Genomic DNA, 24313 nt, shown 5'->3' on the forward strand with positions numbered 1-24313 from the left:
CAACGCATCAGGTCGGGACCGGCACGTCTTCGGGGAGCAACTGCTTGGCTTTCAGCGCACGCCAGAAGTCGGCAGGAATCACTGTCTCGAACTGCTGCACATACTGCGCCGGGCGTTTCGGGTTGCTGGTGCCGGGAATCGCTGACAGCACAGCTGGGTGGGCCAGGCAGAACTGCAGCGCAGCAGCACGCAGATCCACACCGAACTGCTCGCAGACCGCTTCTATCTGCCGGGTCTTCTGGCGAATCTCATCAGGTGCCTGGGCGTAGTCGTAATGCTCTCCACCGGCCAGCACGCCTGAATTGAACGGCCCCCCGACGACGATGCCGACGCCACGTTCCACGCATTGCGGGAACAGCGTATCCAGTGCTTCGCGATGATCGAGTAGGGAGTAGCGACCCGCGAGCAGGAATACGTCAGGATCGGATTGCTCGAGGGCCATCCGGCACGGCTCGACGAGATTGACGCCAAGGCCCCAGCCGCGGATGACTCCTTCATCGCGCATCTGCGTCAGCGCTTTCGCCGCGCCCTGCATGGCCTGCTGGAAAAACTCGGTCCACTGCGGCCCCCATTGGTCCTCGGATACGTCATGGATGAAGGCGACGTCGATTCGGTCGACACCCATCCGTTCCAGACTGTCTTCAATTGAGCGACGCGCACCATCGGCCGAGTAGTCAACGACGCGTTTGTTGGGCAGCTCATCGACGAAAGGCTTGGCATTTTCCGGCGCGTTCGTTGGCCGCAACAGGCGGCCCACCTTGGTGCTCAGCACAAACTCGTCGCGCGGCTTCTTGCTCAGCAAGCGTCCGAAGCGCTGCTCGGCGAGGCCGGCGCCATAGTGTGGTGAGGTGTCGTAGTAGCGGATGCCAGCCTCCCACGCTGCCTTGAGGGTAGCGTCGGCGGTAGCTTCGTCGAGCGGAGTGAACATGTTGCCCAGCGGCGCGCCGCCAAAGCCGAGACGTGGAAGGGTGATTCGCATGTAGCCTCCTCGGATGCAGTTGGTGCCGGATATCGGCATGGCTTTGCATGGGAGGGCATCCGGAACGGGATGTTCCAGAGGGGGCGTCTGGATGTGCTGGGTTGGCAATCCGGTGCGCATTATGCGGGTCCGGGTGGGTGCTTGAGTCGCTTTGGGCACTGACCTGCCTGCCCAATGGAAGCATTCAGCTTTAGCAGAAACGATAGGGCGCACAGCAGGTCAGGCTAAACAGTGGCTGGTTCGAATTGCCGTACAGACTGGAATCCGCTCGAATTTATCTGCCTGGCGATGGACCATAGACAGCTGAGGCTAATGCGGCGCTTTCCCGGCGCTGCCAACTGAAAGAGGAACAACATGAACACCAAGATCGTATTCATCACTGGTGCCACGTCCGGATTCGGACGTGCCACTGCACGTCGATTTGCCGAAGCGGGCTGGTCCCTGGTACTGACTGGTCGACGCTCCGAGCGGCTGGAAGAGCTGAAGCAGGAGCTGGGCAACAAGGTGGCGGTCCATGTTGCAACGCTCGACGTGCGCAGGAGCGAGGCCGTCAAGGATGTGGTTGCCAAGCTGCCCGAAGCCTTCCGCGCGATCACCTGCCTGGTCAACAACGCGGGCCTGGCACTGGCGCCGGAGCCCGCGCAGAAGACCGATCTGAACGACTGGCACACCATGATCGACACCAATATCACCGGCCTGGTCAACGTAACCCATGCATTGCTGCCAACACTGATTGAAACCGGCAAGGGTGCCAGCATCGTCAATATCGGCTCGGTGGCAGGTCAGTGGCCCTATCCCGGCAGTCACGTCTATGGCGCAAGCAAGGCCTTCGTCCAGCAATTCAGCTATAACCTGCGCTGCGATCTCGTCGCGACGGGGGTGCGCGTGACCGACATCGCCCCAGGCATGGCGGAGACGGAGTTCACCCTCGTTCGCACCAAGGGAGATCAGGCGGCTTCCGATGCGCTCTACAGCACCACCACACCGCTGACGGCTGAAGACATTGCCGAGCAGATTTTCTACGTTGCCACGCTACCGGCGCACATCAACATCAACCGGCTGGAAATCATGCCCTCACGCCAGGCCTGGGCAGGGTTCGCGGTGGACCGGGACAAGTAAGGACGAGAGCCAGCCATCGTCAGGGTACGGTTGGTGTCGATTGCAGCTGGCGGAGCTGCAGGGCAACACGCTGTGGCTGGCGAGTGCGCGATTCGGCGAGACGTACGGAAACTGCGGGTGTCGGGCTGCGGCGGGAAATAGCGGGGCGGTGCGGGCATCAAGCAGGCGCTGCGTCCGCAAGGACGTCAGCGGCCCGGTATCCAGAAAGCAGTGACTCAGTTCACTGCGTCCTTCAGCGACTTGCCCGGCTTGAAGCCTGGCAGCTTTGCTGCGGATATCTTGATCGTCGCGCCGGTCTGTGGGTTGCGGCCGTCACGTGCAGCGCGTTCCTTTACTGCAAAGGTGCCAAAGCCAACCAGCGTGACGCTGTCGCCGTTCTGCAGACTGTTGGTGACGCTTTCGGTGAAGGCATCAAGAACGCGCGTTGCGGTGCTCTTTGGTACATCAGCGGAGGTGGCGATCGCTTCAATCAACTCGGCTTTATTCACGGGTGTGGCTCCAGATTGGAATGGGGGGTCAGTATAAGCAGCGTCTCGCACGATCGCCTGCGGCAAATTTCCTCTTTTTGGAAAAATAATGGTTCCAGACCGATATGGCAGGTGATGCGGCTGCACTGGACGCTTCAGCTCTGGACAGCCCCTCAAGCGCAACAGTTCAGTGGCACCCCGACCATCGGCAATGCTGTCTGACGTCATGTGCGGCCTTATGCGTCTGTCTGCAGCAGGGCGGAACGGCTACGCTTGCATATCGGTATACAAATAAATATATTGTTTTCAATGTAATTGAGGTGATTTCATGAACGCGACACCGCCGGTGCTTGATATTCCACAGCTCAAGCGAAGCGCCGATGAAGCAAGTCAGCTGCTCAAGGCCCTGGCCAATCCGGATCGCCTGTTGCTGCTCTGCCAGCTCACACAGGGAGAGCGCAATGTCAGCGAGCTCGAGAGGCTACTCGGGATACAGCAGCCGACCTTGTCGCAGCAGCTGTCTGTGTTGCGTCGTGAGGGGCTGGTCTCGACCCGCCGTGAGGGCAAGCAGATCTATTACCGAATCAGCAGCTCCGAAGCGTTGGCCATCATCAATACGCTCTATCAACTGTTCTGCGAGGACAGCGGGAAATGACCATCGACTGGCTGCAATTCAGCCCATGGGCTTCGTTGGCCGGTGGTGTGCTGATCGGTCTTTCAGCTGGCGTCTTCGTTGTGCTCAATGGGCGCATCGCAGGTATCAGTGGGTTGCTGGCCAGTCTTGTAGAGCGAAACGCCGAAGGCCGTAGTGAGAAGTTCCTGTTCCTTCTCGGGCTCGTGCTGTCGCCGGTCGTATGGCTACTGTTCGGTGAGCTGCCTGCAGTGCGTATCGACACCGAGTGGCCGGCGCTGGTGATCGCGGGTGTGTTGGTAGGGCTGGGGACGCGCTACGGCTCTGGTTGTACCAGTGGTCACGGCGTCTGTGGCATAGCCCGGCTTTCGTCACGCTCGATCATTGCCACGCTGATGTTCATGGCGTCCGGCTTTGCCACCGTGTTTGTCGTGCGTCATCTTCTGGGTATCTGATATGCCGAGAATTACCGCTTTGCTTGCCGGGCTGCTGTTTGGTATGGGGCTGCTGCTTTCGGGCATGTCCAATCCGCAGAAGGTGATTGGCTTTCTTGATGTCGCCGGTGACTGGGACCCGTCGCTGGCCTTTGTAATGTTCGGTGCGATCAGTGCCGCTATTGTCCCGTTCAGCTGGGCAAAGCGGCACTCCCGGACGCTCCTCGATACGCCAATGCGGTTACCCGATGCGCGCAGGGTGGACCGACGTTTGATCAGCGGCAGCCTGTTGTTTGGCATCGGCTGGGGGATTGCCGGTCTCTGTCCCGGGCCGGCGCTGACAGGTTTGTTGGCAGGCTACTGGCAGACCGGATTGTTCGTCGTTGCCATGCTTTGCGGAATATGGCTGTTCACTGCGCTGGATTCCCGGCGCGCAGCATGACCTGGAGGTCAATCATGAAAGCTAATGTCGGTACTGTTGATCGTTTGATGCGCATCACCCTGGGGGTGGTTCTGATCGGCTTGACGCTTGCCGGCCTCATCGGTGTGTGGGGATGGATCGGCATATTGCCGATTGTCACCGGTGTATTTCGCTTCTGTCCGGCCTATCGCCTGTTGGGTATCAACTCCTGCCGCCTGCGCAGCTAAGTGCAACCGGCAGCCAGCAATGGCTGCCGGTTTGCTATCAGTAGCGGATGTCGATCTCGATCTGGCTGGGCGTGTCGGTTGCAACCGAGAATTCGCTGTCCTCGAACGAAGGTGGGCCCATCACCTTTGGGTTATTGGATAGTCCGTACCCCTCCGTAGGAAACATGCCGAAGCGCAGGTCCAGTTTGCCGTTGGCGTTTTCGTCGTGGTAGACCATGACTGCGTACTGGCCGGCTGGAACCTCTTCGAACGTTAGCGTCATGGTGCCTTTTTTCGCAGGCACCTGATGGGATGCAAATGCCTGATCTGCCTTGCGGAAGCTTTTCGCATTGGCAAACAGCGCGACGCGGATCTTGCCCTGCTCATGTTCGATACCCTTGAGTTCTATCCTCAGTGTCTGCCCATCGGCCAGGGCCGTTGCGCTGAACATCACCATGGCCATAAGGGCTACCGCTGCGCGCATATTCATTCATGGACTCCGGTGGAACGTCGGTTGACGTCCGTACGTGATTAAAAACGCCAGGCCGAGCTCTAGCAGGGCTGGCGATGCCAGTGCGGGGAGAATGGAGAAATATTGCACGCGGCGCTACCGTCGATCCCACAAGGCACTAACCTCTGCTTGCAACAGGAGATACCAGCAGGCATGGCACCCGGCTGATACCGATGCCATGCTGCGCACCTGTGCATTCACAACCCACGAGAACGCATGAACAAAACCCAAATCCAGGCGCTGATCATTGACCGGCTGCAGGCTGACCTGATGATCGCCAAGGATGCGCTTGAAGCTTCCCGCGAGGCGGCAACTCACGCCGAAAGCAAGGCGGAAAACAAGTACGACACCCGAGGGCTGGAAGCAGCCTATCTCGCCGATGGCCAACGCCGTCGCCTGACTGAGATCGAGACGGCGTTGAACAGCTATCGCAACCTGACGGTACGACCAGCTACCGACGAACCGATCAGGGTAGGGGCGCTGGTATCGCTGGATCAGGATGGCAGCAGCCGCTGGCTGTTTCTGGGACCGGATGCAGCCGGGCTACGGATCAAGGTCGGGGGTATCGATGTATTGGTCATCTCCCCGCGTTCGCCCCTTGGCCATGCACTGCTGGGGCGCAGCGAAGGCGATGAAGTGCAAGTGCTGGTCGACGGGCGCCGCCAGCACTACGAGATACTGGCGGTCTACTAGACCCTGCTGGTGAAAGAAACGCAGATTGTTCTGCTACTGTGTTTTTCGCCCTTACTCCGCATCGTCGCTTATACCTAGCGCGCCCAGGCATCTCAGACGGTGCTTGCCGTCGTCCAGCAGCCAGCTGTCTGTATCGATGAGGTACTGGGCTTCCATGATCTGGTTGTAGCTAAAACGCCAACTGCGGCGCTCGCGCCCGTCGACGCACTCGACAGTCAGGACGACGTCCTCGCTCGCGAATGGCTGGTCGGCTGCGGCGGCTGCATCGGCCTGGTCGAGTACCGCTTCGGCCAGTATGAATTGCCAGGCATGCAGGCCATCGATCTCCAGCATGTCTGCAGTTTCCAGCTGATCGAGCAGGTAAGGCGTTTCGATAGACATAAGGTTTTTCGCCTGCGAGGTCAGGAATGAACAAGGCGGGCCGCTCACCCGCCTTGTCTGTCAGTTGTCGTAACCCAGATTCGGCATCAGCCAGCGTTCGGTCACGGCAAGCTCCTGTCCTTTGCGCTTGCTATAGCGCTCGGCCTGGTCCTTGTCGATCTTGCCGACTGCAAAGTACTGAGCCTTGGGATGGGCAAAATACCAGCCGCTGACTGCTGCCGTGGGGAACATCGCGTAGTGCTCGGTCAGCGTCACCTGGCTGACGCCATCGGCGTCGAGCAGCTGGAACAGGGTGCCTTTTTCGGTGTGATCCGGGCAGGCGGGGTAACCCGGTGCGGGGCGGATACCCTTGTACTGTTCCCTGATCAGCTCGTCGTTGCTCAGCTGCTCCTCGGGGTCATAGCCCCACCAGCTTTTGCGAACCTGCTGGTGCAGCCATTCGGCGCATGCCTCGGCCAGACGGTCGGCGAGAGCCTTGACCATGATCGAGTTGTAGTCGTCTCCGGCGTCCTGATAGGCCTTGGCCACTTCCTCGGCGCCAATGCCCGCAGTCGTGATGAAACCCCCCACGTAATCGGTCACGCCGCTGCTTTTCGGGGCGACGAAATCGGCCAGCGAGAAGTTTGGCTTGCCGTCGGTCTTAACCGTCTGCTGGCGCAGATGGTGCAGGGTGGCCAGGGTTTCGCCGTTGTCGTCATAGACCTGGATGTCGTCTTCGTCGACCTGATTGGCTGGCCAGAAGCCAAACACCGCACGGGCTTTGATGAGCTTTTCATCGACCAGCTTGTTGAGCATCGCCTGGGCGTCGTTGAACAACGAAGTGGCGGCTTCCCCGACAATCTCGTCGTCGAGAATGCGTGGGTATTTACCCGCCAGATCCCAGGAGATAAAAAAGGGCGTCCAGTCGATGTAATCGACCAGGGTGCGCAAGTCGATGTCTTCCAGCACCTTGCGGCCGGTGAAGGTCGGCTTCACGGGTGAGTATTCCGCCCAGTCGAACTTGGGCCTTACTGCGATGGCTTCTTCGTAGGTCAGGCGCTCGGTACGTGCGCTGCGGTTGGCGGTGCGCTCGCGAATCATTGCGTATTCTTCGCGCGTCTTCTGTACAAAGACCGGTTTCAGCTCCTTCGACAACAATGTGGTAGCGACCCCGACAGCACGGGAAGCGTCGGTCACGTACACCACCGCATCGTTCTTGTAATGCGGGTCGATCTTTACCGCCGTGTGGGCCTTGGAGGTGGTCGCGCCGCCGATCATCAGCGGCAGATGAAAATCCTGACGCTGCATTTCGCGCGCAACGTGCACCATCTCGTCCAGCGACGGCGTGATCAGGCCGGACAGGCCGATGATGTCGCACTTCTCGGCGATGGCGGTCTGCAGGATCTTTTCCGCCGGCACCATGACGCCCATGTCGACCACGTCGTAACCGTTGCAACCGAGCACCACGCCGACGATGTTCTTGCCAATGTCATGCACATCGCCCTTGACCGTGGCCATGAGGATCTTGCCCTTGGCTTCGGGCTTGTCGCCTTTTTCGGCTTCGATAAAAGGAATCAGGTGCGCAACAGCCTGCTTCATCACGCGGGCGGATTTGACCACCTGAGGCAGGAACATCTTGCCCGAGCCGAACAAATCGCCCACCACGTTCATGCCGGCCATCAGTGGTCCTTCGATGACTTCTATGGGGCGCGCGCACTGCTGGCGGAACTCCTCGGTGTCCTGAACGATGTGGGTGGTAATGCCCTTGACCAGCGCGTGCTCCAGCCGCTTCTCGACGGTATAGCCGCGCCATTCCTCGGTTTCCGCTTCCTTGACGCTACCGTCGCCCTTGAATTCGTCGGCGATGGCCAGCAGCGCCTCGGTGCCGTTAGGGGTGCGGTTGAGCACGACGTCTTCGACCGCATCGCGCAGCTTCTTTGGAATCTCGTCGTAGATTTCCAGCTGGCCGGCGTTGACGATGCCCATCGTCAAGCCGTTCTGGATCGCGTAGTAGAGGAAGACCGAGTGGATCGCCTCGCGCACCGGGTTGTTGCCACGGAACGAGAAGGACACGTTCGACACGCCGCCGGAAGTGAGCGCGTAGGGCAGGTGGTCGCGGATATAGGCGCAGGCTTCGATGAAGTCCACGGCGTAGTTGTTGTGTTCTTCGATGCCGGTGGCGACCGCGAATATGTTCGGGTCGAAGATGATGTCTTCCGGAGGGAAGCCCACTTCATCGACCAGAATGTCGTAAGAGCGCTGGCAGATTTCGCGCTTGCGTTCGGCGGTGTCGGCCTGGCCGGCTTCGTCGAAGGCCATCACCACCACGGCCGCGCCGTAGCGCTTGCACAGGCGTGCATGATGCTTGAAGGCGTCGACGCCTTCCTTCATGGAAATCGAGTTGACGATGCCCTTGCCCTGAATGCACTTGAGGCCCGCTTCGATCACCTCCCACTTGGACGAGTCGATCATGATCGGCACGCGCGAGATGTCAGGCTCACCGGCGATCAGATTGAGGAAGGTCACCATGGCCTTCTTCGAATCCAGCATGCCCTCGTCCATGTTGATGTCGATGACCTGCGCGCCGGCCTCGACCTGCTGCAGGGCGACTTCCAGGGCTTCGGTGTAATTCTCCTCGCGGATCAGCCGGGCAAAACGGGCGGAACCGGTGATGTTGGTGCGCTCGCCCACGTTGACGAACAGCGAGCTGCGATCGATGGTGAATGGCTCGAGGCCCGACAGGCGACAGGCCTTGGGAATGTCAGGTATGACGCGCGGGGTGTACTTCGCTACGGCTTTGGCAATCGCCTCGATATGTGCGGGTGTCGTGCCACAGCAGCCGCCGACGATATTGAGGAAGCCGCTGGCAGCGAACTCCTCAACCATCCGGGCCATTTCCGCCGGGCTTTCATCGTACTCACCAAAAGCGTTGGGCAGGCCGGCGTTAGGGTGCGCCGAGACATGGGTTTCAGCCTTGTTCGACAGTTCTTCCAGGTAGGGGCGCAGCTCTTTCGCACCCAGCGCACAGTTGAGGCCTACCGAGATGGGCTTGGCGTGGCGTACAGAGTTCCAGAAGGCCTCAGTCGTTTGGCCGGACAGGGTGCGGCCGGATGCGTCGGTAATGGTGCCGGAAATCATGATCGGCAGCTCGAAACCGATCTCTTCAAACACTTGCTGCACGGCGAAGATCGCCGCTTTGGCATTGAGCGTATCGAAGATGGTCTCGATCAGGATAAGGTCCGAACCGCCTTCGATCAGGCCGCGGGTGGCTTCTGTGTAGTTCTCCACCAGTTCGTCGAAGGTGACGTTGCGGTAGCCCGGATTATTCACATCGGGTGACAGCGAGCAGGTGCGGCTGGTCGGACCGAGTACGCCCGCGACAAAGCGCGGCTGGTTCGGCGTCTCGGCCGTCTTCGCATCAGCTGCCTGGCGGGCGAGGCGGGCGCCTTCGACGTTAAGCTCGTAGACCAACTCTTCCATGCCGTAATCGGCCTGGGAAACGCGGGTGGCGTTGAAGGTATTGGTCTCGACGATGTCTGCGCCGGCGTCGAAGTAAGCCTTTTCGATAGCGCTGATGGCGTCCGGTCGCGTAAGGATCAACAGATCGTTGTTGCCCTTGAGATCCTGCGGCCAGTCGGCGAAGCGTTCGCCACGGTAGTCGGCCTCTTCCAGTTTGTAGCTCTGGATCATGGTGCCCATGCCGCCGTCGAGAATCAGGATGCGCTCCTTGAGGGCCTGCTGGAGAGCCTGGAGACGGGCGTTGCGGTCGAGCATGGGGACTACCTGAAGCTGGTTACAAGGACCGGGCATGATAGCAAAGCTGCACGCTTTTTGATCATCAGCTGATCTGCATGAGTGACGCTCATGTTGGGCATGTCGCTCGCGTAACCAGACAATTGTTCAGCTATCCCAAACGAAGCCAACACATAGCGCAGTCATCGGCCGCCGTCTTATCTCCTACTAAAACGCTAGGACTTTATCCGGGCCAGTGGTTGGCGTACACTGCCTGGCATGTCTGAGAGGAGTTCCCATGAGCGCCATAACCATTACCGAAGCAGCACACGATTACCTGGCCGAGTTGCTTGAAAAGCAGAACACCACGGGTATCGGTATCCGGGTCTTCATTACCCAGCCCGGTACGCCCTATGCGGAAACCTGCATTGCCTATTGCAAGCCGGGCGAGGAAAAGCCGGACGATATCGCGATTGCCTTGAAGAGCTTTACCGCCTGGGTCGATGGGCTCAGCGAACCCTTCCTGGAAGACGCGGTGGTCGACTACGCCACAGACCGCATGGGCGGTCAGCTGACGATCAAGGCGCCCAATGCCAAGGTGCCGATGGTCAACGAAGACAGTCCGATGAACGAACGTATCAACTATTACCTGCAGACCGAGATCAATCCGGGGTTGGCCAGCCACGGCGGGCAGGTAACCCTGATCGACGTAGTCGAAGAAGGCATTGCGGTGCTTCAGTTTGGAGGTGGCTGCCAGGGCTGCGGTCAGGCTGACGTAACCCTGAAGGAAGGCATCGAGAAAACTCTGCTGGAACGCATCCCAGAGCTCAAGGGTGTAAGGGACGTTACGGACCATACCAATAGGGACAATGCCTACTATTAGTAGTAGCCTCTCAGGCCGCAACGGCCTGATGAAGGGACGTTCGGGACAGCGTGGGGCAAAATGCCACTATTTGTTCCGTGGCTCCACCACAGCGCCCGCTCACTGATATAAGCTGTCCCGGTTCCCAAGGGCTGGACAAAAGAGCGAGCGCTGCATGTCTGCCGTTTCCCTGCTGATCTGTGATGATTCGAATCTGGCGCGCAAGCAGCTGTTGCGTTCGCTGCCTGCTGCGTGGCAATTGGAGATTCATCAGGCATCCAACGGCCGTGAAGCGCTCGACCGGGTGCGGCAGGGTGGTATCGATGTCCTCCTGCTAGATCTCACCATGCCGGAGATGGACGGCTATCAGGTGCTTTCCGAGCTGCAGGCGGAACGCATCGCCTGCAAGGTAATCGTGGTTTCGGCAGATATTCAGGAAGAAGCGGTTCGCCGTGTGCTGGAGCTGGGCGCGCTGGCGTTCATTCGCAAACCTGCCGATCCTGTTCACCTGCAGCAGACATTGGCGAGCCTTGGCCTTATCGGCACCGAACTGCCGATGCTCGGCGACCGAGAGGCGGGAGAGCCTGTCAGCCTTCGTGACGCCGTACGTGAAGTAGTGAATGTCGCCATGGGCCGTGCTGCTGCGCTGCTCGCTCGGGTTCTGGGGGTTTTCGTGCAGCTGCCGGTGCCCAACGTCAATATGCTCGAGGTTGGGGAGTTGCATATGGCGCTGGCCGATGCTGCTCAGGGTGACAAGCTTACGGCGGTCTGCCAGGGCTATATCGGCGGTGGGATAGCCGGCGAAGCGTTGCTGATCTTTCATGACTCGGAGGTTGCGGACATGGCGCGTCTCATGCGCGCCGAAGACTACCGCGAACTTGAAATGCTGCTGGACCTCTCCAGCCTGCTGATCAGTGCCTGTCTGAGCGGGATAGCCGACCAGATCGACGTGGTGTTCTCCCAGGGCCACCCGCAGGTGCTAGGTCAGCATGCTTCCATCGATGAACTGATCCGTGTCAATCAGCAACGATGGAAAAAAACCCTGGCCGTGGAGATCAGCTACAGCCTCGAAGGGCACGATATTCATTTCGACCTGTTGCTGCTGTTCACCGAGGATTCGGTTGAGCTACTGTCCCGCAAACTTGCGTACCTGATGAACTGGCATGTCTGACTCCCTCGAGCTGAGCGAACTCCACTGGCTGCTGGCAATTGTCCAGAACATCGATGTCGGCGTCGTTGTGCTGGACCGCGACTACCGCGTCGATGTCTGGAATACCTTCATGGAGAATCGCTCCGGCCGGCTACCAGAGGACGCACGGAAGAAGTCATTTTTCGAGCTGTTTCCCGAAGTGGATGAAAGATGGTTTCGTCGAAAGGTCGAGAATGTCGCCACCCTGGGGACGCCTTCCTTCACCATCTGGGAGCAGCGTCCGTACCTGTTGCGCTTCAAGAACTACCAGCCGATCACCGGGCTGGAAGATTTCATGTACCAGAACACCACCATGCTTCCGTTGAAGGGGCTCGATGGCAGCATCAAGCAGATCTGTCTCATCATCTATGACGTGACCGATGTGGCCACCAACCGCCGTCAGCTCCAGGCCGCGAACCAGGAACTGCAACGACTCTCCAGTACCGATCGGCTGACCGGGCTGTTCAATCGTGGCCATTGGGAAGAGATGCTTCGTCAGGACTATGCGCGCCATCGGCGCTATGACACCAACACCGCACTGGTGATGTTCGATATCGACCACTTCAAGAAGATCAACGACACCTTCGGACACCAGGCCGGAGACAGCGTTATCCAGCAGACTGCCGACATCGTTCGGCAGAACATGCGCGACTCGGACGTGGCAGGGCGGTACGGCGGCGAGGAATTCGTGGTGCTATTGCCCGATACCGATCGGCAGGGCGCTCTGATGTTTGCCGAACGCTTGCGCCAATCTGTCGAAGCGCATGAGGTCCGCCACGAACATCATCGTATTCGGTTTACCGTCAGTCTCGGGGTCGCTGACCTGAGCCTGCCCACCAGCGGTTATGCACAGTTGATCGAGTGGGCCGACAATGCGCTCTATGCGTCCAAGGCGGGCGGGCGCAACCGCGTGAGTCTCCACCGCGACTGACCACTACTGCTCGGCATTTCGTGCGTTGAGAAACCTGAGCAACGTGGCTTCTTCAGCAGTCATCCATTTGCGGTTGCGTGCCTTCGGGAACTGCTCAAGTGCTCCATCGAGGAATCCATCCAGTACCGCCGGATGGATGTAGCACTGACGGCATACGGCTGGCGTGTTACCCAGCTGGCGGGATACGTCCTTGACGACTTCGACCAGGTTGCGTCGCGCTGCCGCTTCGGGTTGATAGTCGCGCCCACGAAGACTGGCCAATGCCAAGGTGCTGCCGGCCCAGGTTCGGTAGTCCTTGGCAGTGAAGTTTCCGCCGGTCAGTTCCTGCAGGTACTGGTTCACATCGCCAGAGCTGATCCCATGACGCTCGCCATGTTCGTCCAGGTACTGGAAAAGGTCCTGGCCCGGTAGCTCCATGCAGCGTCGCATGATGCGAGCCAGCCGCTGATTCTTGAGCGTCACCCGATGCTCGACACCACTTTTACCCCGAAAGTGGAACCGGATGGCTGCTCCTTTGACGTCTACGTGGCGGTTGCGCAACGTGGTAAGCCCGTAGGAGCGGTTCTCCCTGGCATACCGTGAATTGCCGACGCGAATGAGCGTCGATTCCAGCAGTTGCACCACCAAAGCCATGACCTTTTCCCGTGGCATGCCGCGTAGCGCCAGGTGGTCTTCCAGCCTGGCGCGCAGTTTCGGTAATGCGGCACCGAACGCAAGGATGTGTTCGTACTTGTTGCCATCACGTACTTCACGCCAGCGCGGATGGTAGCGATACTGCTTGCGGCCACGGGCGTCCCGCCCGGTTGCCTGCAGGTGTCCCATCGGGTCGGGGCATATCCAGACATCCGTGTAGGCAGGTGGAATGGCCAGCTTGTTGATGCGCTGGATTTCGGACACATCGTTTATTCGCTCGCCGCCGGGCATGAAATAGACGAACTTGCCCCGCGATAAGCGGCGGCTGATACCCGCTCCGCTGTCCTCGACATAGTGCAGATCGGAAGGCAGCTCGGCGCACAGCGAGGTGCCAGTGTCAGGTTGCTCATCGGCAGGCACCGGTCGGACACCCTCCGCCAATTGAAGGTTGGCGTCAGCTCCCTGGTCGATCAGCATGTGCAGAACCTCGAATGCGCGTCTCGCGCTGGAACAGAATCTACCGCACGGATTAACGCCCGCAGCGACGGCATGCCACGCTTGGCAACCGTCGCGTCGAGACGGTCCTGGCTAGTCTTCCCGCTCGCTGCTGTTGCGCATCAACAGGCGGATGGCTGCAACCAACTCGTCAATTGATTCCCGGTAGATGGCCGGATCGGCCTTGGTTTCGGCCTGGTCAGCCAGTTGGCGTGCGGATTCCAGGTGGTCGTTGATAGCTGAGTAGTCGCCGATCATAGGTAGGCTCCTTGGTCTGAGGGAAACGCCTGCGCAGGATGTGCCGCACGGGCCCGTCTATCTAATGACCGGCGACGACCGGTAGGGTTCGCGCCGCGCATCAGCGGATCGGAAGGCGGCCCTCCATGCCGCCCGCCAGGTTGCTTGTTGGACCGCGTTCCAAGCACGCCACTACGCGTCACGCTGGCTGGTTCGCCGCGGAGACGTCAAACACCAGGTCGATCCCGTCACCGCTGCCATCACCCACAACCGAGCCTGCAACTGGCTTGGCGGTTACCTGGCGGCCTTTGTAGAAATCTTCGAGGCGCTTGAGAACTCCTTCGCTGATGTGGTTGATCAGGCCTGTCGTCTGTGCGTCACGTGGAATGACGTATTTCAGCGTGACGCAGTGGCTGTCAGGCCCTTGTGGCAGTTGGGCCATGCCACTGCTGTGCCACTGATCGTTGATGTAGGCTTCGGCGCCCTTCATGACGTGCTCCTTTTCAGTTTGCGTATCGGTTGAGACCGTGAATCGAGCCAATGGATCAGTCGATTACCGGGGCACAAGCGGGGGCGCCAGCTGGACCGGCTACGCTGTACCGGAGTGTGCCTGGAAGGGCCTTTTGCGCTTGTAGAAGCGCCGGGCGTAGCGCTGGCGAGAGGTGCAGGCACGGCCGCTCACTGGAGGTCATATCTCGGACTCCGGACCAACCGACAGGCGGTGCCGGCTGGTGTCACCAATTGCGCAAGAAATGGTGACCGGTAGGCCAGGGTGCATCGTCTGTTGTGCAGGCGCTGAGACCGGCGACTACGTCGTTAGTCCTAAGCGATCTGACGAACGAAACGGATATGTCAAAACCCCTGGCTATACTTTCGTCGTATGCGCACCGCGTGTGCGATTCGTTACCCCTCGCAGAGATCACATCAGCCTCATGGAAACGCTTTACCTGATTTTCCTGCTGCTTCTTGCTGTCGGTGCCAGCCGAGTCCTGGCGAATATCGTTCCGTTGCCCCTACCGATCCTGCAGATCCTGATGGGAAGCGCGCTTGCGCTGCCGCCGTTCGGCATGGGCGTGGAGCTGCAGCCGGAAATATTCATGTTGCTGTTCATTCCGCCGTTGCTTTTCTATGACGGCTGGAAGATCCCGAAACGCGAGTTCACCGAGCACGGCGCCGAAATGACGGCCATGTCGCTGGTGCTGGTACTCATCATTCTGGTGGTGGTGGGTTACTTCATTCATTGGTTGCTGCCCGCCATTCCCTTGGGTGCGAGTTTTGCGCTGGCTGCGATCCTTTCGCCCACCGACGCGTTGGCGGTTATCGCCATCGCCCAGGGTCGTCTTCCGCGTCACATGGCTCACCAGCTGGAAGGTGAGGCGATGATGAATGACGCGACAGGTCTGGTTTCCTTCAAGTTCGCGCTGGCTGCTGCCATAACCGGAACCTTCTCGCTGGTCACCGTGACCGGGGAGTTCTTTGTCATTGCCCTGGGTGGCCTGGCCATCGGCGCAGGCTTGAGCTGGGCGGTGGGCAAGGCGAAGCAGTGGATGACTTCGCGGGACCTCTTCGACCCATCGACTTATGTGGTGATGATCCTACTGTTGCCGTTCGCGGCATTTTTCCTGGCCGAGCATGCCGGGATGTCCGGCATTCTTTCAGCGGTTGCGGCGGGCATGGTGCAAAGCCGGATCGATATGCTGCCGGTTAAAACGACCACGCGCATTCTCAACCGCAGCATCTGGGAAATGCTCGATTTCAGCTTCAATGGACTGGTGTTCCTGCTGTTGGGCCTGCAATTCCCCCGGATCGTCGAGCGGGTCTGGGAGGCGGCAGGGCACCAGACCTACAGCATGCCGATGCTGGTCTTCAGTGCGCTGGCGATCATGGCGTTGCTGCTGGTCGTGCGCTTCGCGTTCGTCTATGCCTACCACTGGGGTGAGGCGCGAGTGCGCGGCATGTTAGGCAAGGCGGTCGATCCCAAGCCGCTACGGTTGTTCTCTGCATTGAGCGCAGTCGCGGGTGTACGGGGTGCGATTACGCTTGCGGGTGTGCTGTCTATTCCGCTGATGATCGGCGACACACCTTTTCCTGGACGGGATCTGATGATCTTCCTGGCCGCAGCGGTGATCATTCTGTCGCTGCTGGTCGGTGCGCTAGGGATTCCTTTTTTCCTCAAGAAGTTGCCAAACAACGATTTCGAAGAGCATGAAGAAGAATTACAGAAGGCTCGGCGGATCGCGGCACAAGCCGCCGTCAGCTGGCTGGAGAACTGGAAACAGGCCAACCCCGTCGACGATCCGGACAAGGCGCTGCTGCACAGCGAGGTCACGGGACGGATTACCGAATCCTATCGGCATGACATCGAAGCCCTGATGAACCATCACGACCGGATGAATCAGGCGCGGCAGACGCGACACCTGGAGCGGGACATCCGGCTGCAGGCGATCGGCGTACAGCGCAAGGAGATGTACCGGATGCGCAAGCGCCACCTGATCGATGAGCAGATGCTACAGACGCTGCTGCGCGAACTGGACTACGAAGAAGCCGCGCTGGGCGCTCGGGTAGCGGTCTAGCTCCCGGCCAGGTCCTGCTGCATTTCCGGCTCAAGCACAGCGATTGTCTGATCGCTTTGCTTGAAGGACACCAACGCCGCAAGCCAGGCTTGTAGCACCACGGATTTGCCCTTCTGGTTGCGCATGGCGATCGCCAGGATCTCCCGTGCAATGGTCACCATCGCACTCTTGCTGCCGAGAAAATGCCAGTTGAACCAGCCATCACCGTAGGTCCAGGGTGTGGACTGGCCGTGGGCCAGGGGTATGTAGACCTTGATCGACAGATCGAAGAGCACCTCCGGTTTGGAGATGATCACCAGTTTTACGTCGGTTACCTTGCTCAACCAGTAACGGTGATCGAAGCGGCCTCCGGTCAGCTTCGCGGACTGACTCAAGGCATCGTTGATCAGCGCTCGGTTATCTATGAGTTGCACGGTGTTGGCTTCCGTCAGCAGTGGTGCGATACCGCGTCGTGTGCCTTTGCGAGCAATGACGCAGCGCAGCGAGACCGGTGGTAGAGCGGGCGCGGCCCGACTCTTTCGGTTCTCGGGCGTGCCTCGCTTGGCATGCCGGGTTATCGGTTCATCTGCGTTTTTGTTTAGCGTGCGCTGCTAAAAAATGTCCGCATTCAGCTTCGATTTGCATAGCTGCGGGCGTTGAAGCTTGGTTGAACCGTTCCGGCAGTAATGCCGTCGGCAGGCAGAGCACGGAGGACAGCTGATGGCGGCGAGGTCGAGCGGCTGTGGCTATGCGCTACAGCAACATGCGAGAACGGCGTTGCACCCAGCGGCGTTTCCAGGCGAACACGGCGACAGAGAAAAACAACACGGTACTAAGGTCGATAAGCCAGCGGAGCAGGGCATGGCCACTTGCCGACCAGTCGCCGTTTGCCAGCGCAACAGCGCTTATTGTCATTGCCGGGACCAGCGCCAATCCAGTCATGACCCCTGCCGTGAGTACCGAGCGGTTGGTAGCGATGAGCACGGCCCCGGCAATGGCCGACATCACGCTGACGACAGTCGATGTGAACGACAGGTTTGTCCAGTACCGCAACAGTTCCCCCTTACCCAAATAGCCCGGCTCGGAAGCGAGCGGATCCACTCCCATCGCGAAAAACATCAGGGTTGCGGTCAACGCGCCGGCTATAAGCGCGAGGTAGAGGCATCCAAGATCCTGCAGTCCTCGACGCCAGGCAGCACTGTGCGCAACAAGGCCAAGCCCTATGCGGCTGATTGGCTCAAACCCTGGTGCGATCAGCATGGCGCCAATAACAACGTGCAGGGCGTTGGTGGAAACCCCTATGGTTGCGATGATTCCGGCGCAGAACATCAGCACCAGGGTATTCGGGGTCGTGTTGCTCTCTTTCAGAAGAGACGATTCCATCTCCTCCCATGTCGCTTCCGTGGTTTCACGCGCCAAGAGCCCTGCTGAAGGCCAGGAGATGCTGCTGAGCATTTCCGTGCTGGATATGGAGGACTCGTTGCTTTCCCCAAGAGAATGCGCTCCGAGACGCTCCATCAAGCGCAGCTGAGCCGGGTTCGTCAGGTCGGCACAGACCACATCTCCGGGTGGTTTCAGAGATATCCCTCGTTCCACTCGAATGCCGGTAACACCATCCAGCTGCTGCAGCTCGCCTACGATCGTATCGGTGAGCCGGGGCGGCAACGTAATGCGGACGGTTCTCGACATGGGGCAGCCTCGGGCTCGGGATCGCTGTTGGTTTCCAGTTGTTGGACATGGTTGGTCGTCATTCATTCTGGCTGGTGAAAACAGGGCGACCGGCGTCCGGGGTTCGTTGTCTACCCTGGCTGCAGAGGAACGATGGCTCGGAGGATCATTCAAAGCTCAGTCAGGACTGTTGCGGCCACGCTTCCTGACGCCGCTTTATCCGTGCCAGTGATGCAATCCATGCGTCATGCAACCCAACAGCCAATTTTCCAGGAGAACGGACATGCTTCGTCATCTTGTGTTCGACGTGAATGAAACGATGCTGGATGTCGCCGCCCTCGACCCTCTCTTCGAGCGCCTGTTTGGCGATTCGAATATCCGCGTCGAGTGGTTTCTGACTCTGGAAGAGGGCTGGCTGACCTCGACCCTTGTCGGCGCCTTCAAACCCTTCGCCGAGCTGGCGCAGGCCGCGCTGGTGATGGTGGGGCAACGTCGAGGCATAGATGTGAGCGAGGCCCAGTGCGAAGAACTGGTCAACGGAATGAAAAGCTTGCCTGCCCACCCAGACGTGCGCCAGGCGCTGGAAGCGTTGCGCAGCGAGGGATTGCACCTTACCGCCTTGAGCAACGGCAGCCTTCAGGCGGTGCGCCAGCAGTTGGGGTCATCCGGTCTAGGCGACAGTTTCGATGCCGTTCTGTCGGTGGAGCAGGTGCAGCGTTACAAGCCAGCACCTGAACCCTACCGGATGGTCGCCAGGCAACACGGCATCGAAACAACGCAGATGATGCTGGTCGCCGCTCATGCCTGGGACATCACCGGGGCGGCGGCGGCTGGCTGCCCGACCGCCTTCATTGCGCGCCCTGGCAAGGTGCTCAATCCGGCCGGGAGTCAGCCGGATCTGCATGCTGAGGATCTGCAGGATTTCGCCAGGCAATTGCTTGCCTGGCGCCAGAGGTGACGCACGCTCACGCCGAGCGTTATTGCTCCGTCTGCTTGCCGCTAAAGGCGGTGATTGGTTTTTCCGCTTCCTTGTCCAGGCCGCTGGCGAAGGTCTTCAACCCATCGATGATCGGCAACAGTGCGGCCCAGAGCTCGTCGTCATGCAGCATCTTGTAGGCACCAGTCACGCCCGGCGCTTCGTCGTGCTTGTCATCCGGCTTGTAGCGCCCGACCGCTCCGAAGGCAGACTGGAAGGCAAACACGATCTTGTAGAACTGTGCCGGCTCGATACGGGACAGCGCCATGCCGAGAATCGACAGGTTCTGCATGGCATTGAGCGAGCCTTCCTTGCTCAACCCGTCAATCAGCACCTTGAGCACCTGGTGCTGCGAGCCGGCCAGGTCGTTGGCGAAGCGCAATACTCCGCCCTGGTGCAGCGTTTCCAGCAAGGTGTCGAGCTCTTCCCGAGCAGTGGGGCCGATCGGGGTGGGCTTGACCTCGTAGTTCAATCGTTGTGCCATCAGAATCTCTCCGGATGCGGGGCTTGGGCGGGCGGCGCGACATAGTCGTCGCGGTACCACTTCACCTCTACGGGCACGCCATCGTTCGGGGTGCGCGTGGCGTGGCGGAAGTTGTTCGACGGTAGCGGCGGTTCGCCTTTTTTCGGCAGTACCTCAAGCTTCACCGCCGTTTCCTTGTAGGCCGGCGTGTTCACGTCGGGGTCGTGGTGCTCGCCGGTAAGCAGGTTCAGGCCTGGCTTGCCCTGGTGGATGGGCATGAACAGCGTCTTGCCGGCGACCCGGTCGGTCACCGTCGCGCGCACTTCCACCGAACCGCGCCGTGAGGTCACGCGGACCCAGGTGCCATCTTCAATGCCGCGTTCAGCAGCCAGCTCTGGGCTGACCTCGACGAACCAGTTCGGCGCCTGTGACCAGATGCGTGGCCCGCGACCGGTCTGGTTGGTGCCCTGGAACTGTTCGAGCATGCGGCCATTGTCGAGCATGATGTCGTACTCGCTGTCGGCGGATTCCGCCGGTTGCTTCCATTCCAACGGGAAGAGTACGGCCTTGCCGTCGTCGGTTTGGAAACGCTCGGTATAGAGCAGCGGCGTGGTGCTGCCGTCGGTCTGCATGGGCCAGAACAACGACTGCCAGCCTTCCAGGCGCTCATAGCTGATGCCCTTGAACATGGTGGCGATGCCGGCCACCTCGTCCATGATCTGGCTCGGGTGGGTGTAGCCCCAGTCGTGACCCATGCGCTTGGCGAGATCAGTAAGAATCTGCCAATCCGGGCGGCTGTTACCGAGCGGCGGTAGCACCTGGTAGAAGCGCTGGATGCGCCGTTCGGTGTTGGTAAAGGTGCCGTCCTTTTCCACTGAAGGGGAGGCGGGTAGCACCACGTCGGCGAACTCGGCGGTACGGCTCATGAAAATGTCTTGCACCACCATGAAATCGAGGCTTTCGAAGCCGCTGTGCACGTTTCGGCTGTCGGCATCGGAGAACGCGGTTTCCTCGCCGATGATGAACATCGCCTTGACCGAGCCCTCGTCGGCGCCCTGGACCATGGTGAAGTTGTCGTTGCCTTTTTCCAGTGACAGTTTCTCCTTCGGCACGCCCCAGGCATCCGCCCACTTGTCGCGGTTCTTTTCCTCGGTGACCTTCTCGTAGCCGGGGTACATGTTTTTCAAACAGCCGAAGTCGCTGGCGCCCTGCACGTTGTTGTGGCCACGCATCGGGTAACCGCCAGTGCCGGGGCGTCCGTAGTTGCCGGTAACCAACAGAAGGTTCGACAGCGCTGTACTGGTGTCCGAGCCGTGGCTGTGCTGGGTGATGCCCATGGCCCAGAGCAGGCATACGCTTTTGGCCTGTCCGATCAGCTCGGCGGCCTCGATCAGTTTGTCCTTGGCGATGCCGGTGACCTGGGCAGCGAACTCCATGGTGAAGGGCTCAAGCGACTGCTTGTATTCCTCGATCTGGTTGACGCGCGCGTTGAGGAATTCGGTGTCGGCGTAGCCGTGCTCGAACATGTAGCGCGACAGGGCCGAGGCCCAGACCATGTCGGTGCTGGAGTTCGGGCGCAGATGAATGTCGGCGCGCTCGGCCATTTCGTGTTTGCGCGGATCGAAGACCACCCACTTCTGCCCGCGATGTTTCTTCTGCGCCTTCAGTTTGGATGCAATCACCGGGTGGTTCTCGGATAGGTTGCTGCCAACGATGACAATCAGATCGGCTTTCTCCATGTCCTCGATGGTGCCGGCATCGCCGCCATAGCCGACGGTACGGAACAGGCCCTTGGTCGCCGGGTTCTGGCAGTAGCGCGACGAGTTGTCGACGCTGTTGGTGCCGATGATTGCACGAGCGATCTTCTGCGTGAGGTACGCCTCTTCGTTGCTGGCCTTACTCGAGCCGATGAAACCGATGGCATCCGGCCCGTGCGTATCGCGGATCTGGAGCAGGCGATGGGCGACGAGATCAAGCGCCTCGTCCCAGCTGGCCTCGCGAAACTTGCCATTGTCGCGGATGAGCGGGGTGGTCAGGCGTTTCGGGTCGTTGACGAAATCCCAGGCGAACTTGCCTTTGATGCAGGTGGAGATGCCGTTGGCCGGCGCATCGACCACCGGCTGCACCTTGAGGATGTGTCGATCACGGGTCCACATCTCGAACGAACAGCCCACGCCGCAATAGGTGCACACCGTCTTGGTGCGCTTGATCTCCGGCTGCCGCCAGTGCATGTCCATCTTTGAGATGGCGGTGATCGGCCGCGCACCGATGGTTTCCTCTAGCTTCTTGACCATGTCGATCATCGGCCGCTTGACGTCTTGCGGAATCGACGTGAACGGGCCGGCGTCTGGCTGCATGGTTTTTTCCAGCAGCGCGTTGCAGGGGCAGACGGTGACGCAATGGCCACAGCTCACGCAGCTCGAGTCGTCGATCGGTTTGCCGCCGTCCCAGAGCACGCGCGGGTGTTCCATGTTGAAGTCGATCGACAGCGTTTCGTTGACCTCAACGTTCTGGCAGGCCTCGACACAGCGCCCGCAGAGGATGCACTGGTCCGGATCGTAGGTGTAGAAAGGATTGTGGTCTTTCTCGTAGGGCTTGCGCTTGAACTCGTAGCGCTGGATCGGTGGATTGATCTGCGCATAGGTATTGTGCAGCGTGCAGTCGCCGGTGTTGTGCTCGCAGAGCGTGCAATACAGCTCGTGCTTGGCCACCAGCCGGTCCATCCCTTCCTCGCGTGCCGCCTTGGCTTCGGCGATCTGGCTGGTGATCTCCAGTCCGTCGTGCGCCTTCAGTGTGCAGCCGCGCACCAGTTCGCCGTCGACCTGCACCCAGCAGACATCACAGGTTTGCGGCGAACCCAGCGCGCGGTGATAGCAGACATGGGGCAGGTCAATGTCATGGCTGGCCAGGAAGTCGATTAGCGGGGTATCGGCGTTACCGCTCAGCGGCGTGCCGTCGAAGTAAATCGTGCAGTCGGTCATCAGGCCTCCGTCAGCGCTATTGGGTTGGAACGTTTGGCGCTCCTTGGCCTGTGCCGGCACGGTCCGACAATCCTCCCGGATGCACCTTTAGGCGACTGGCGTGGCGCCGCCTGCAGTCCGGATTCTTCGTCTAAAGATGACTAGATCGTGCCTAGAAATGTTCCCTCTCAATTTGTAGGGAAATGGCCCTGCCGCCAGCCTTGGATGAAGGGTGGCTATCGCGACCCATCGGAATCGTGTGCGCTCGGATCTACATAACACTCTGAATAGATACACATGCGAATTAAAAGGTGGACAATATCCGTAACTGTACTAACCTGTGCCTTAGTGCAGGCAAACAGGTGAACTCAGATGAAGCTCGAGCAGGCAGTCAGCAAGCCCGACATAACCTCGCCAGACGCTGGCCGAGTGGCGCTGACGTTCTTCTTCAACCTCATGGGGTTGTGGAAGTGCAGCGCCGAGCAGCAGCGGGTGCTTCTGGGATCGGTGGGCAATACAACCTATTTCAAATACAAGAAGCTGCCGGAAGTGCGCTTGCCACGAGACACGCTCGAGCGGATCTCTTATCTGATGGGTATTCACAAGGCGCTGCGGATCATCTTCAGCAACAAGACCGAACGCGCCTACGAGTGGGTACACAAACCCAATGACGCCGCGCCGTTCAATGGCAAGAGCGCGCTCGATTACATGCTGGGCGGCCAGGTCGTGGATCTGGCGGATGTTCGGCGCTATCTGGATGGGGTCAGGGGCTGATGCCGCCGCGTGAGGTCTTGCCGGGTTGGCGCAAAGCGTATCGATTGATCAACAGTTCCTTTCCGCCGCTGGGCGTGTTCGAGGACACCCTTGACCCCGGCGATCTGGAAATGGCCTTTGCGATCGAGGCGATGACCAATGACCGCCTGCGCGAAGAAGCGGGATTGTTGCAGCGGGTGGCGCCCGGCGACCGGGTCAGCGGGCCGGGCGCAACTGCGGTGATGGCGGCGTTTACTCATATTGGCAACTGTAGCCGTTTCAGCGATGGCACCTATGGCGTCTATTACTGCGCCAGCTCCATCGATGCGGCCATCGCGGAGACCAAGTTCCATCAGGAGCGCTTCCTCGCAGCGACTGGCGAGGACAATGTCGAGATCACCCTGCGCGCCTATGTGAACAAAGTGATCAAGCCGCTGCTGGATGTACGTGACCGGCCTGAGCTGCATCAGCCAGAGCTCGATACCTACTTGGCCACTCAGGCCTTCGCCCGTGCGCACCGCGACGGCAAGACCTGGGGGCTGCTTTACCGAAGTGTTCGGCTGGTGGGGCACGAATGCGTCGCCGCGTTTCGTCCGCAGGCGGTTTCGTTGCCGGTGCAGGGGCCTCACTTTCGCTATGTATGGGATGCCAAGGCCGGCGCCATCACCCATGTGATGGAACTCACCGAAGTGAAGGTCTGATCTGCTGCTCGTGTCGCGGGCAGTTGGGGCGTTCTTGAGTCTGGTCAAGTTCATCGCCTTCTGACGTGTTTAGCCTGACGGCCCACACTCACGTACAGATCGAGGCCGACCATGGCCAAGAGATTCCCGCTGAACCCTCCGCACCCGGAACGAATCTGCTGGGGGTGCGATCGCTACTGCCCTGCCGATTCGCTAGCCTGCGGTAACGGTGCCGGACGGACCCAGCATCCGGCCGAGATGATGGGTGATGACTGGTACGAGTATGGTGATTGGGGCGACCTTATTGCCACCGACAAGGCTGCCAAGACCGGGCGGTAACGCGGGCCGGAGGAGGCCGCAA

26 protein-coding genes are annotated in these 24313 nt (G+C 59.9%); 14 read left to right on the plus strand and 12 right to left on the minus strand.

The window, feature by feature from the left end; translation table 11 throughout:
• Positions 1–7: 7 nt before the first annotated feature.
• Positions 8–979 (minus strand): aldo/keto reductase, encoded by a 972-nt coding sequence (locus tag AC4LFW_RS06360; RefSeq protein WP_491818347.1) that lies wholly within the window; start codon positions 977–979, stop codon positions 8–10.
• Between the two features lie 354 nt (positions 980–1333).
• On the opposite strand from AC4LFW_RS06360, the gene AC4LFW_RS06365 reads away from it, so the two are divergent.
• Entirely contained in the window at positions 1334–2098 is a 765-nt protein-coding gene (locus tag AC4LFW_RS06365; protein WP_491818348.1) for an SDR family oxidoreductase, read from the plus strand.
• A gap of 215 nt (positions 2099–2313) precedes the next feature.
• Here AC4LFW_RS06365 and AC4LFW_RS06370 read toward each other — a convergent pair whose 3' ends face one another.
• Positions 2314–2586 carry an HU family DNA-binding protein gene (locus AC4LFW_RS06370; RefSeq protein WP_491820149.1) on the minus strand — a complete coding sequence of 91 codons (273 nt, stop codon included), beginning with the start codon at positions 2584–2586 and terminating at the stop codon, positions 2314–2316.
• Between the two features lie 307 nt (positions 2587–2893).
• Here AC4LFW_RS06370 and AC4LFW_RS06375 point away from each other — a divergent pair, with 307 nt between their 5' ends.
• Genes AC4LFW_RS06375 through AC4LFW_RS06390 form a run of 4 tightly spaced genes read left to right on the plus strand, consistent with a single transcriptional unit; the run spans position 2894 to position 4278 of the window.
• Positions 2894–3220 (plus strand): ArsR/SmtB family transcription factor, encoded by a 327-nt coding sequence (locus tag AC4LFW_RS06375; RefSeq protein ID WP_491818349.1) that lies wholly within the window; start codon positions 2894–2896, stop codon positions 3218–3220.
• Positions 3217–3651, plus strand: coding sequence for a YeeE/YedE family protein (locus AC4LFW_RS06380; RefSeq protein ID WP_491818350.1), 435 nt, complete (start codon positions 3217–3219; stop codon positions 3649–3651). The genes AC4LFW_RS06375 and AC4LFW_RS06380 overlap by 4 nt, the downstream gene beginning before the upstream one ends.
• Before the next feature lies 1 nt (position 3652).
• On the plus strand, positions 3653–4072 hold the full coding sequence (locus AC4LFW_RS06385) for a DUF6691 family protein (RefSeq protein WP_491818351.1): 420 nt from the start codon (positions 3653–3655) through the stop codon (positions 4070–4072).
• A gap of 14 nt (positions 4073–4086) precedes the next feature.
• Positions 4087–4278 carry a YgaP family membrane protein gene (locus AC4LFW_RS06390; RefSeq protein ID WP_491818352.1) on the plus strand — a complete coding sequence of 64 codons (192 nt, stop codon included), beginning with the start codon at positions 4087–4089 and terminating at the stop codon, positions 4276–4278.
• Positions 4279–4315: 37 nt separating this feature from the next.
• Here the strand turns inward: AC4LFW_RS06390 and AC4LFW_RS06395 are convergent, their stop codons facing one another.
• Positions 4316–4747 (minus strand): DUF2141 domain-containing protein, encoded by a 432-nt coding sequence (locus AC4LFW_RS06395; protein WP_491818353.1) that lies wholly within the window; start codon positions 4745–4747, stop codon positions 4316–4318.
• A gap of 237 nt (positions 4748–4984) precedes the next feature.
• Between AC4LFW_RS06395 and AC4LFW_RS06400 the strand changes: the two genes are divergently transcribed.
• Positions 4985–5461 carry a GreA/GreB family elongation factor gene (locus AC4LFW_RS06400; protein ID WP_491818354.1) on the plus strand — a complete coding sequence of 159 codons (477 nt, stop codon included), beginning with the start codon at positions 4985–4987 and terminating at the stop codon, positions 5459–5461.
• A gap of 51 nt (positions 5462–5512) precedes the next feature.
• Here the strand turns inward: AC4LFW_RS06400 and AC4LFW_RS06405 are convergent, their stop codons facing one another.
• A complete protein-coding gene (locus tag AC4LFW_RS06405) occupies positions 5513–5842 on the minus strand; it encodes a DUF5629 family protein (protein WP_491818355.1) in 330 nt (109 codons plus the stop codon).
• Between the two features lie 60 nt (positions 5843–5902).
• Positions 5903–9631, minus strand: a complete 3729-nt coding sequence (gene metH, locus AC4LFW_RS06410; protein ID WP_491818356.1) for a methionine synthase — start codon at positions 9629–9631, stop codon at positions 5903–5905.
• A gap of 220 nt (positions 9632–9851) precedes the next feature.
• Here metH and nfuA point away from each other — a divergent pair, with 220 nt between their 5' ends.
• The 3 genes from nfuA to AC4LFW_RS06425 all read left to right on the plus strand — a co-directional run bounded on the left by nfuA (position 9852) and on the right by AC4LFW_RS06425 (position 12535).
• A complete protein-coding gene (nfuA, locus tag AC4LFW_RS06415) occupies positions 9852–10436 on the plus strand; it encodes a Fe-S biogenesis protein NfuA (RefSeq protein ID WP_491818357.1) in 585 nt (194 codons plus the stop codon).
• A 154-nt stretch (positions 10437–10590) separates the two neighbouring features.
• Positions 10591–11586, plus strand: coding sequence for a response regulator (locus AC4LFW_RS06420; RefSeq protein WP_491818358.1), 996 nt, complete (start codon positions 10591–10593; stop codon positions 11584–11586).
• On the plus strand, positions 11579–12535 hold the full coding sequence (locus tag AC4LFW_RS06425; RefSeq protein ID WP_491818359.1) for a sensor domain-containing diguanylate cyclase: 957 nt from the start codon (positions 11579–11581) through the stop codon (positions 12533–12535). Before AC4LFW_RS06420 ends, AC4LFW_RS06425 begins: the two co-directional genes overlap by 8 nt.
• Before the next feature lie 3 nt (positions 12536–12538).
• On the opposite strand, the gene AC4LFW_RS06430 is transcribed toward AC4LFW_RS06425, so the two are convergent.
• The 3 genes from AC4LFW_RS06430 to AC4LFW_RS06440 all read right to left on the minus strand — a co-directional run bounded on the left by AC4LFW_RS06430 (position 12539) and on the right by AC4LFW_RS06440 (position 14390).
• Positions 12539–13645: a DNA topoisomerase IB gene (locus AC4LFW_RS06430; RefSeq protein ID WP_491818360.1), complete on the minus strand. Its 1107-nt coding sequence runs from the start codon at positions 13643–13645 to the stop codon at positions 12539–12541.
• A gap of 111 nt (positions 13646–13756) precedes the next feature.
• On the minus strand, positions 13757–13921 hold the full coding sequence (locus AC4LFW_RS06435) for a hypothetical protein (RefSeq protein WP_491818361.1): 165 nt from the start codon (positions 13919–13921) through the stop codon (positions 13757–13759).
• Positions 13922–14099: 178 nt separating this feature from the next.
• The gene (locus AC4LFW_RS06440) at positions 14100–14390 is read right to left on the minus strand and encodes a hypothetical protein (protein ID WP_491818362.1); all 291 of its coding nucleotides are present in this window, start codon (positions 14388–14390) and stop codon (positions 14100–14102) included.
• Positions 14391–14832: 442 nt separating this feature from the next.
• On the opposite strand from AC4LFW_RS06440, the gene AC4LFW_RS06445 reads away from it, so the two are divergent.
• Positions 14833–16473 (plus strand): Na+/H+ antiporter, encoded by a 1641-nt coding sequence (locus AC4LFW_RS06445; RefSeq protein WP_491818363.1) that lies wholly within the window; start codon positions 14833–14835, stop codon positions 16471–16473.
• Here AC4LFW_RS06445 and AC4LFW_RS06450 read toward each other — a convergent pair.
• Entirely contained in the window at positions 16470–16886 is a 417-nt protein-coding gene (locus AC4LFW_RS06450) for a hypothetical protein (RefSeq protein WP_491818364.1), read from the minus strand. The two genes, AC4LFW_RS06445 and AC4LFW_RS06450, sit on opposite strands and share 4 nt — an antisense overlap.
• A gap of 319 nt (positions 16887–17205) precedes the next feature.
• A complete protein-coding gene (locus AC4LFW_RS06455; RefSeq protein WP_491818365.1) occupies positions 17206–18141 on the minus strand; it encodes a DUF389 domain-containing protein in 936 nt (311 codons plus the stop codon).
• A 262-nt stretch (positions 18142–18403) separates the two neighbouring features.
• On the opposite strand from AC4LFW_RS06455, the gene AC4LFW_RS06460 reads away from it, so the two are divergent.
• Entirely contained in the window at positions 18404–19078 is a 675-nt protein-coding gene (locus tag AC4LFW_RS06460; protein WP_491818366.1) for a haloacid dehalogenase type II, read from the plus strand.
• Between the two features lie 19 nt (positions 19079–19097).
• Here AC4LFW_RS06460 and AC4LFW_RS06465 read toward each other — a convergent pair whose 3' ends face one another.
• Both AC4LFW_RS06465 and fdhF read right to left on the minus strand, forming a co-directional pair.
• Positions 19098–19580, minus strand: a complete 483-nt coding sequence (locus AC4LFW_RS06465) for a DUF1641 domain-containing protein (protein WP_491818367.1) — start codon at positions 19578–19580, stop codon at positions 19098–19100.
• Entirely contained in the window at positions 19580–22540 is a 2961-nt protein-coding gene (fdhF, locus tag AC4LFW_RS06470; protein ID WP_491818368.1) for a formate dehydrogenase subunit alpha, read from the minus strand. The genes AC4LFW_RS06465 and fdhF overlap by 1 nt, the downstream gene beginning before the upstream one ends.
• Before the next feature lie 351 nt (positions 22541–22891).
• On the opposite strand from fdhF, the gene AC4LFW_RS06475 reads away from it, so the two are divergent.
• From AC4LFW_RS06475 to AC4LFW_RS06485, 3 genes are all read left to right on the plus strand, one after another.
• Positions 22892–23293, plus strand: coding sequence for an MbcA/ParS/Xre antitoxin family protein (locus AC4LFW_RS06475; protein WP_491818369.1), 402 nt, complete (start codon positions 22892–22894; stop codon positions 23291–23293).
• Positions 23293–23973: an RES family NAD+ phosphorylase gene (locus AC4LFW_RS06480; RefSeq protein WP_491818370.1), complete on the plus strand. Its 681-nt coding sequence runs from the start codon at positions 23293–23295 to the stop codon at positions 23971–23973. Before AC4LFW_RS06475 ends, AC4LFW_RS06480 begins: the two co-directional genes overlap by 1 nt.
• Positions 23974–24084: 111 nt before the next feature.
• Positions 24085–24291: a DUF3079 domain-containing protein gene (locus AC4LFW_RS06485; RefSeq protein ID WP_491818371.1), complete on the plus strand. Its 207-nt coding sequence runs from the start codon at positions 24085–24087 to the stop codon at positions 24289–24291.
• Positions 24292–24313: the final 22 nt, after the last annotated feature.

This window comes from Stutzerimonas sp. C6.4V (genome assembly GCF_058536345.1).

Coding starts and splice junctions, on each gene's coding strand:
- AC4LFW_RS06405 (WP_491818355.1), bottom strand. CDS start 5,842: ATGTCTATCGAAACGCCTTACCTGCTCGATCAGCTGGAAACTGCAGAC.
- AC4LFW_RS06360 (WP_491818347.1), bottom strand. CDS start 979: ATGCGAATCACCCTTCCACGTCTCGGCTTTGGCGGCGCGCCGCTGGGC.
- AC4LFW_RS06475 (WP_491818369.1), top strand. CDS start 22,892: ATGAAGCTCGAGCAGGCAGTCAGCAAGCCCGACATAACCTCGCCAGAC.
- AC4LFW_RS06400 (WP_491818354.1), top strand. CDS start 4,985: ATGAACAAAACCCAAATCCAGGCGCTGATCATTGACCGGCTGCAGGCT.
- AC4LFW_RS06420 (WP_491818358.1), top strand. CDS start 10,591: ATGTCTGCCGTTTCCCTGCTGATCTGTGATGATTCGAATCTGGCGCGC.
- AC4LFW_RS06455 (WP_491818365.1), bottom strand. CDS start 18,141: ATGTCGAGAACCGTCCGCATTACGTTGCCGCCCCGGCTCACCGATACG.
- AC4LFW_RS06460 (WP_491818366.1), top strand. CDS start 18,404: ATGCTTCGTCATCTTGTGTTCGACGTGAATGAAACGATGCTGGATGTC.
- AC4LFW_RS06390 (WP_491818352.1), top strand. CDS start 4,087: ATGAAAGCTAATGTCGGTACTGTTGATCGTTTGATGCGCATCACCCTG.
- AC4LFW_RS06380 (WP_491818350.1), top strand. CDS start 3,217: ATGACCATCGACTGGCTGCAATTCAGCCCATGGGCTTCGTTGGCCGGT.
- AC4LFW_RS06445 (WP_491818363.1), top strand. CDS start 14,833: ATGGAAACGCTTTACCTGATTTTCCTGCTGCTTCTTGCTGTCGGTGCC.
- AC4LFW_RS06485 (WP_491818371.1), top strand. CDS start 24,085: ATGGCCAAGAGATTCCCGCTGAACCCTCCGCACCCGGAACGAATCTGC.
- AC4LFW_RS06365 (WP_491818348.1), top strand. CDS start 1,334: ATGAACACCAAGATCGTATTCATCACTGGTGCCACGTCCGGATTCGGA.
- AC4LFW_RS06385 (WP_491818351.1), top strand. CDS start 3,653: ATGCCGAGAATTACCGCTTTGCTTGCCGGGCTGCTGTTTGGTATGGGG.
- nfuA (WP_491818357.1), top strand. CDS start 9,852: ATGAGCGCCATAACCATTACCGAAGCAGCACACGATTACCTGGCCGAG.
- AC4LFW_RS06480 (WP_491818370.1), top strand. CDS start 23,293: ATGCCGCCGCGTGAGGTCTTGCCGGGTTGGCGCAAAGCGTATCGATTG.
- AC4LFW_RS06440 (WP_491818362.1), bottom strand. CDS start 14,390: ATGAAGGGCGCCGAAGCCTACATCAACGATCAGTGGCACAGCAGTGGC.
- AC4LFW_RS06435 (WP_491818361.1), bottom strand. CDS start 13,921: ATGATCGGCGACTACTCAGCTATCAACGACCACCTGGAATCCGCACGC.
- AC4LFW_RS06425 (WP_491818359.1), top strand. CDS start 11,579: ATGTCTGACTCCCTCGAGCTGAGCGAACTCCACTGGCTGCTGGCAATT.
- AC4LFW_RS06395 (WP_491818353.1), bottom strand. CDS start 4,747: ATGAATATGCGCGCAGCGGTAGCCCTTATGGCCATGGTGATGTTCAGC.
- AC4LFW_RS06465 (WP_491818367.1), bottom strand. CDS start 19,580: ATGGCACAACGATTGAACTACGAGGTCAAGCCCACCCCGATCGGCCCC.
- AC4LFW_RS06430 (WP_491818360.1), bottom strand. CDS start 13,645: ATGCTGATCGACCAGGGAGCTGACGCCAACCTTCAATTGGCGGAGGGT.
- fdhF (WP_491818368.1), bottom strand. CDS start 22,540: ATGACCGACTGCACGATTTACTTCGACGGCACGCCGCTGAGCGGTAAC.
- AC4LFW_RS06375 (WP_491818349.1), top strand. CDS start 2,894: ATGAACGCGACACCGCCGGTGCTTGATATTCCACAGCTCAAGCGAAGC.
- metH (WP_491818356.1), bottom strand. CDS start 9,631: ATGCCCGGTCCTTGTAACCAGCTTCAGGTAGTCCCCATGCTCGACCGC.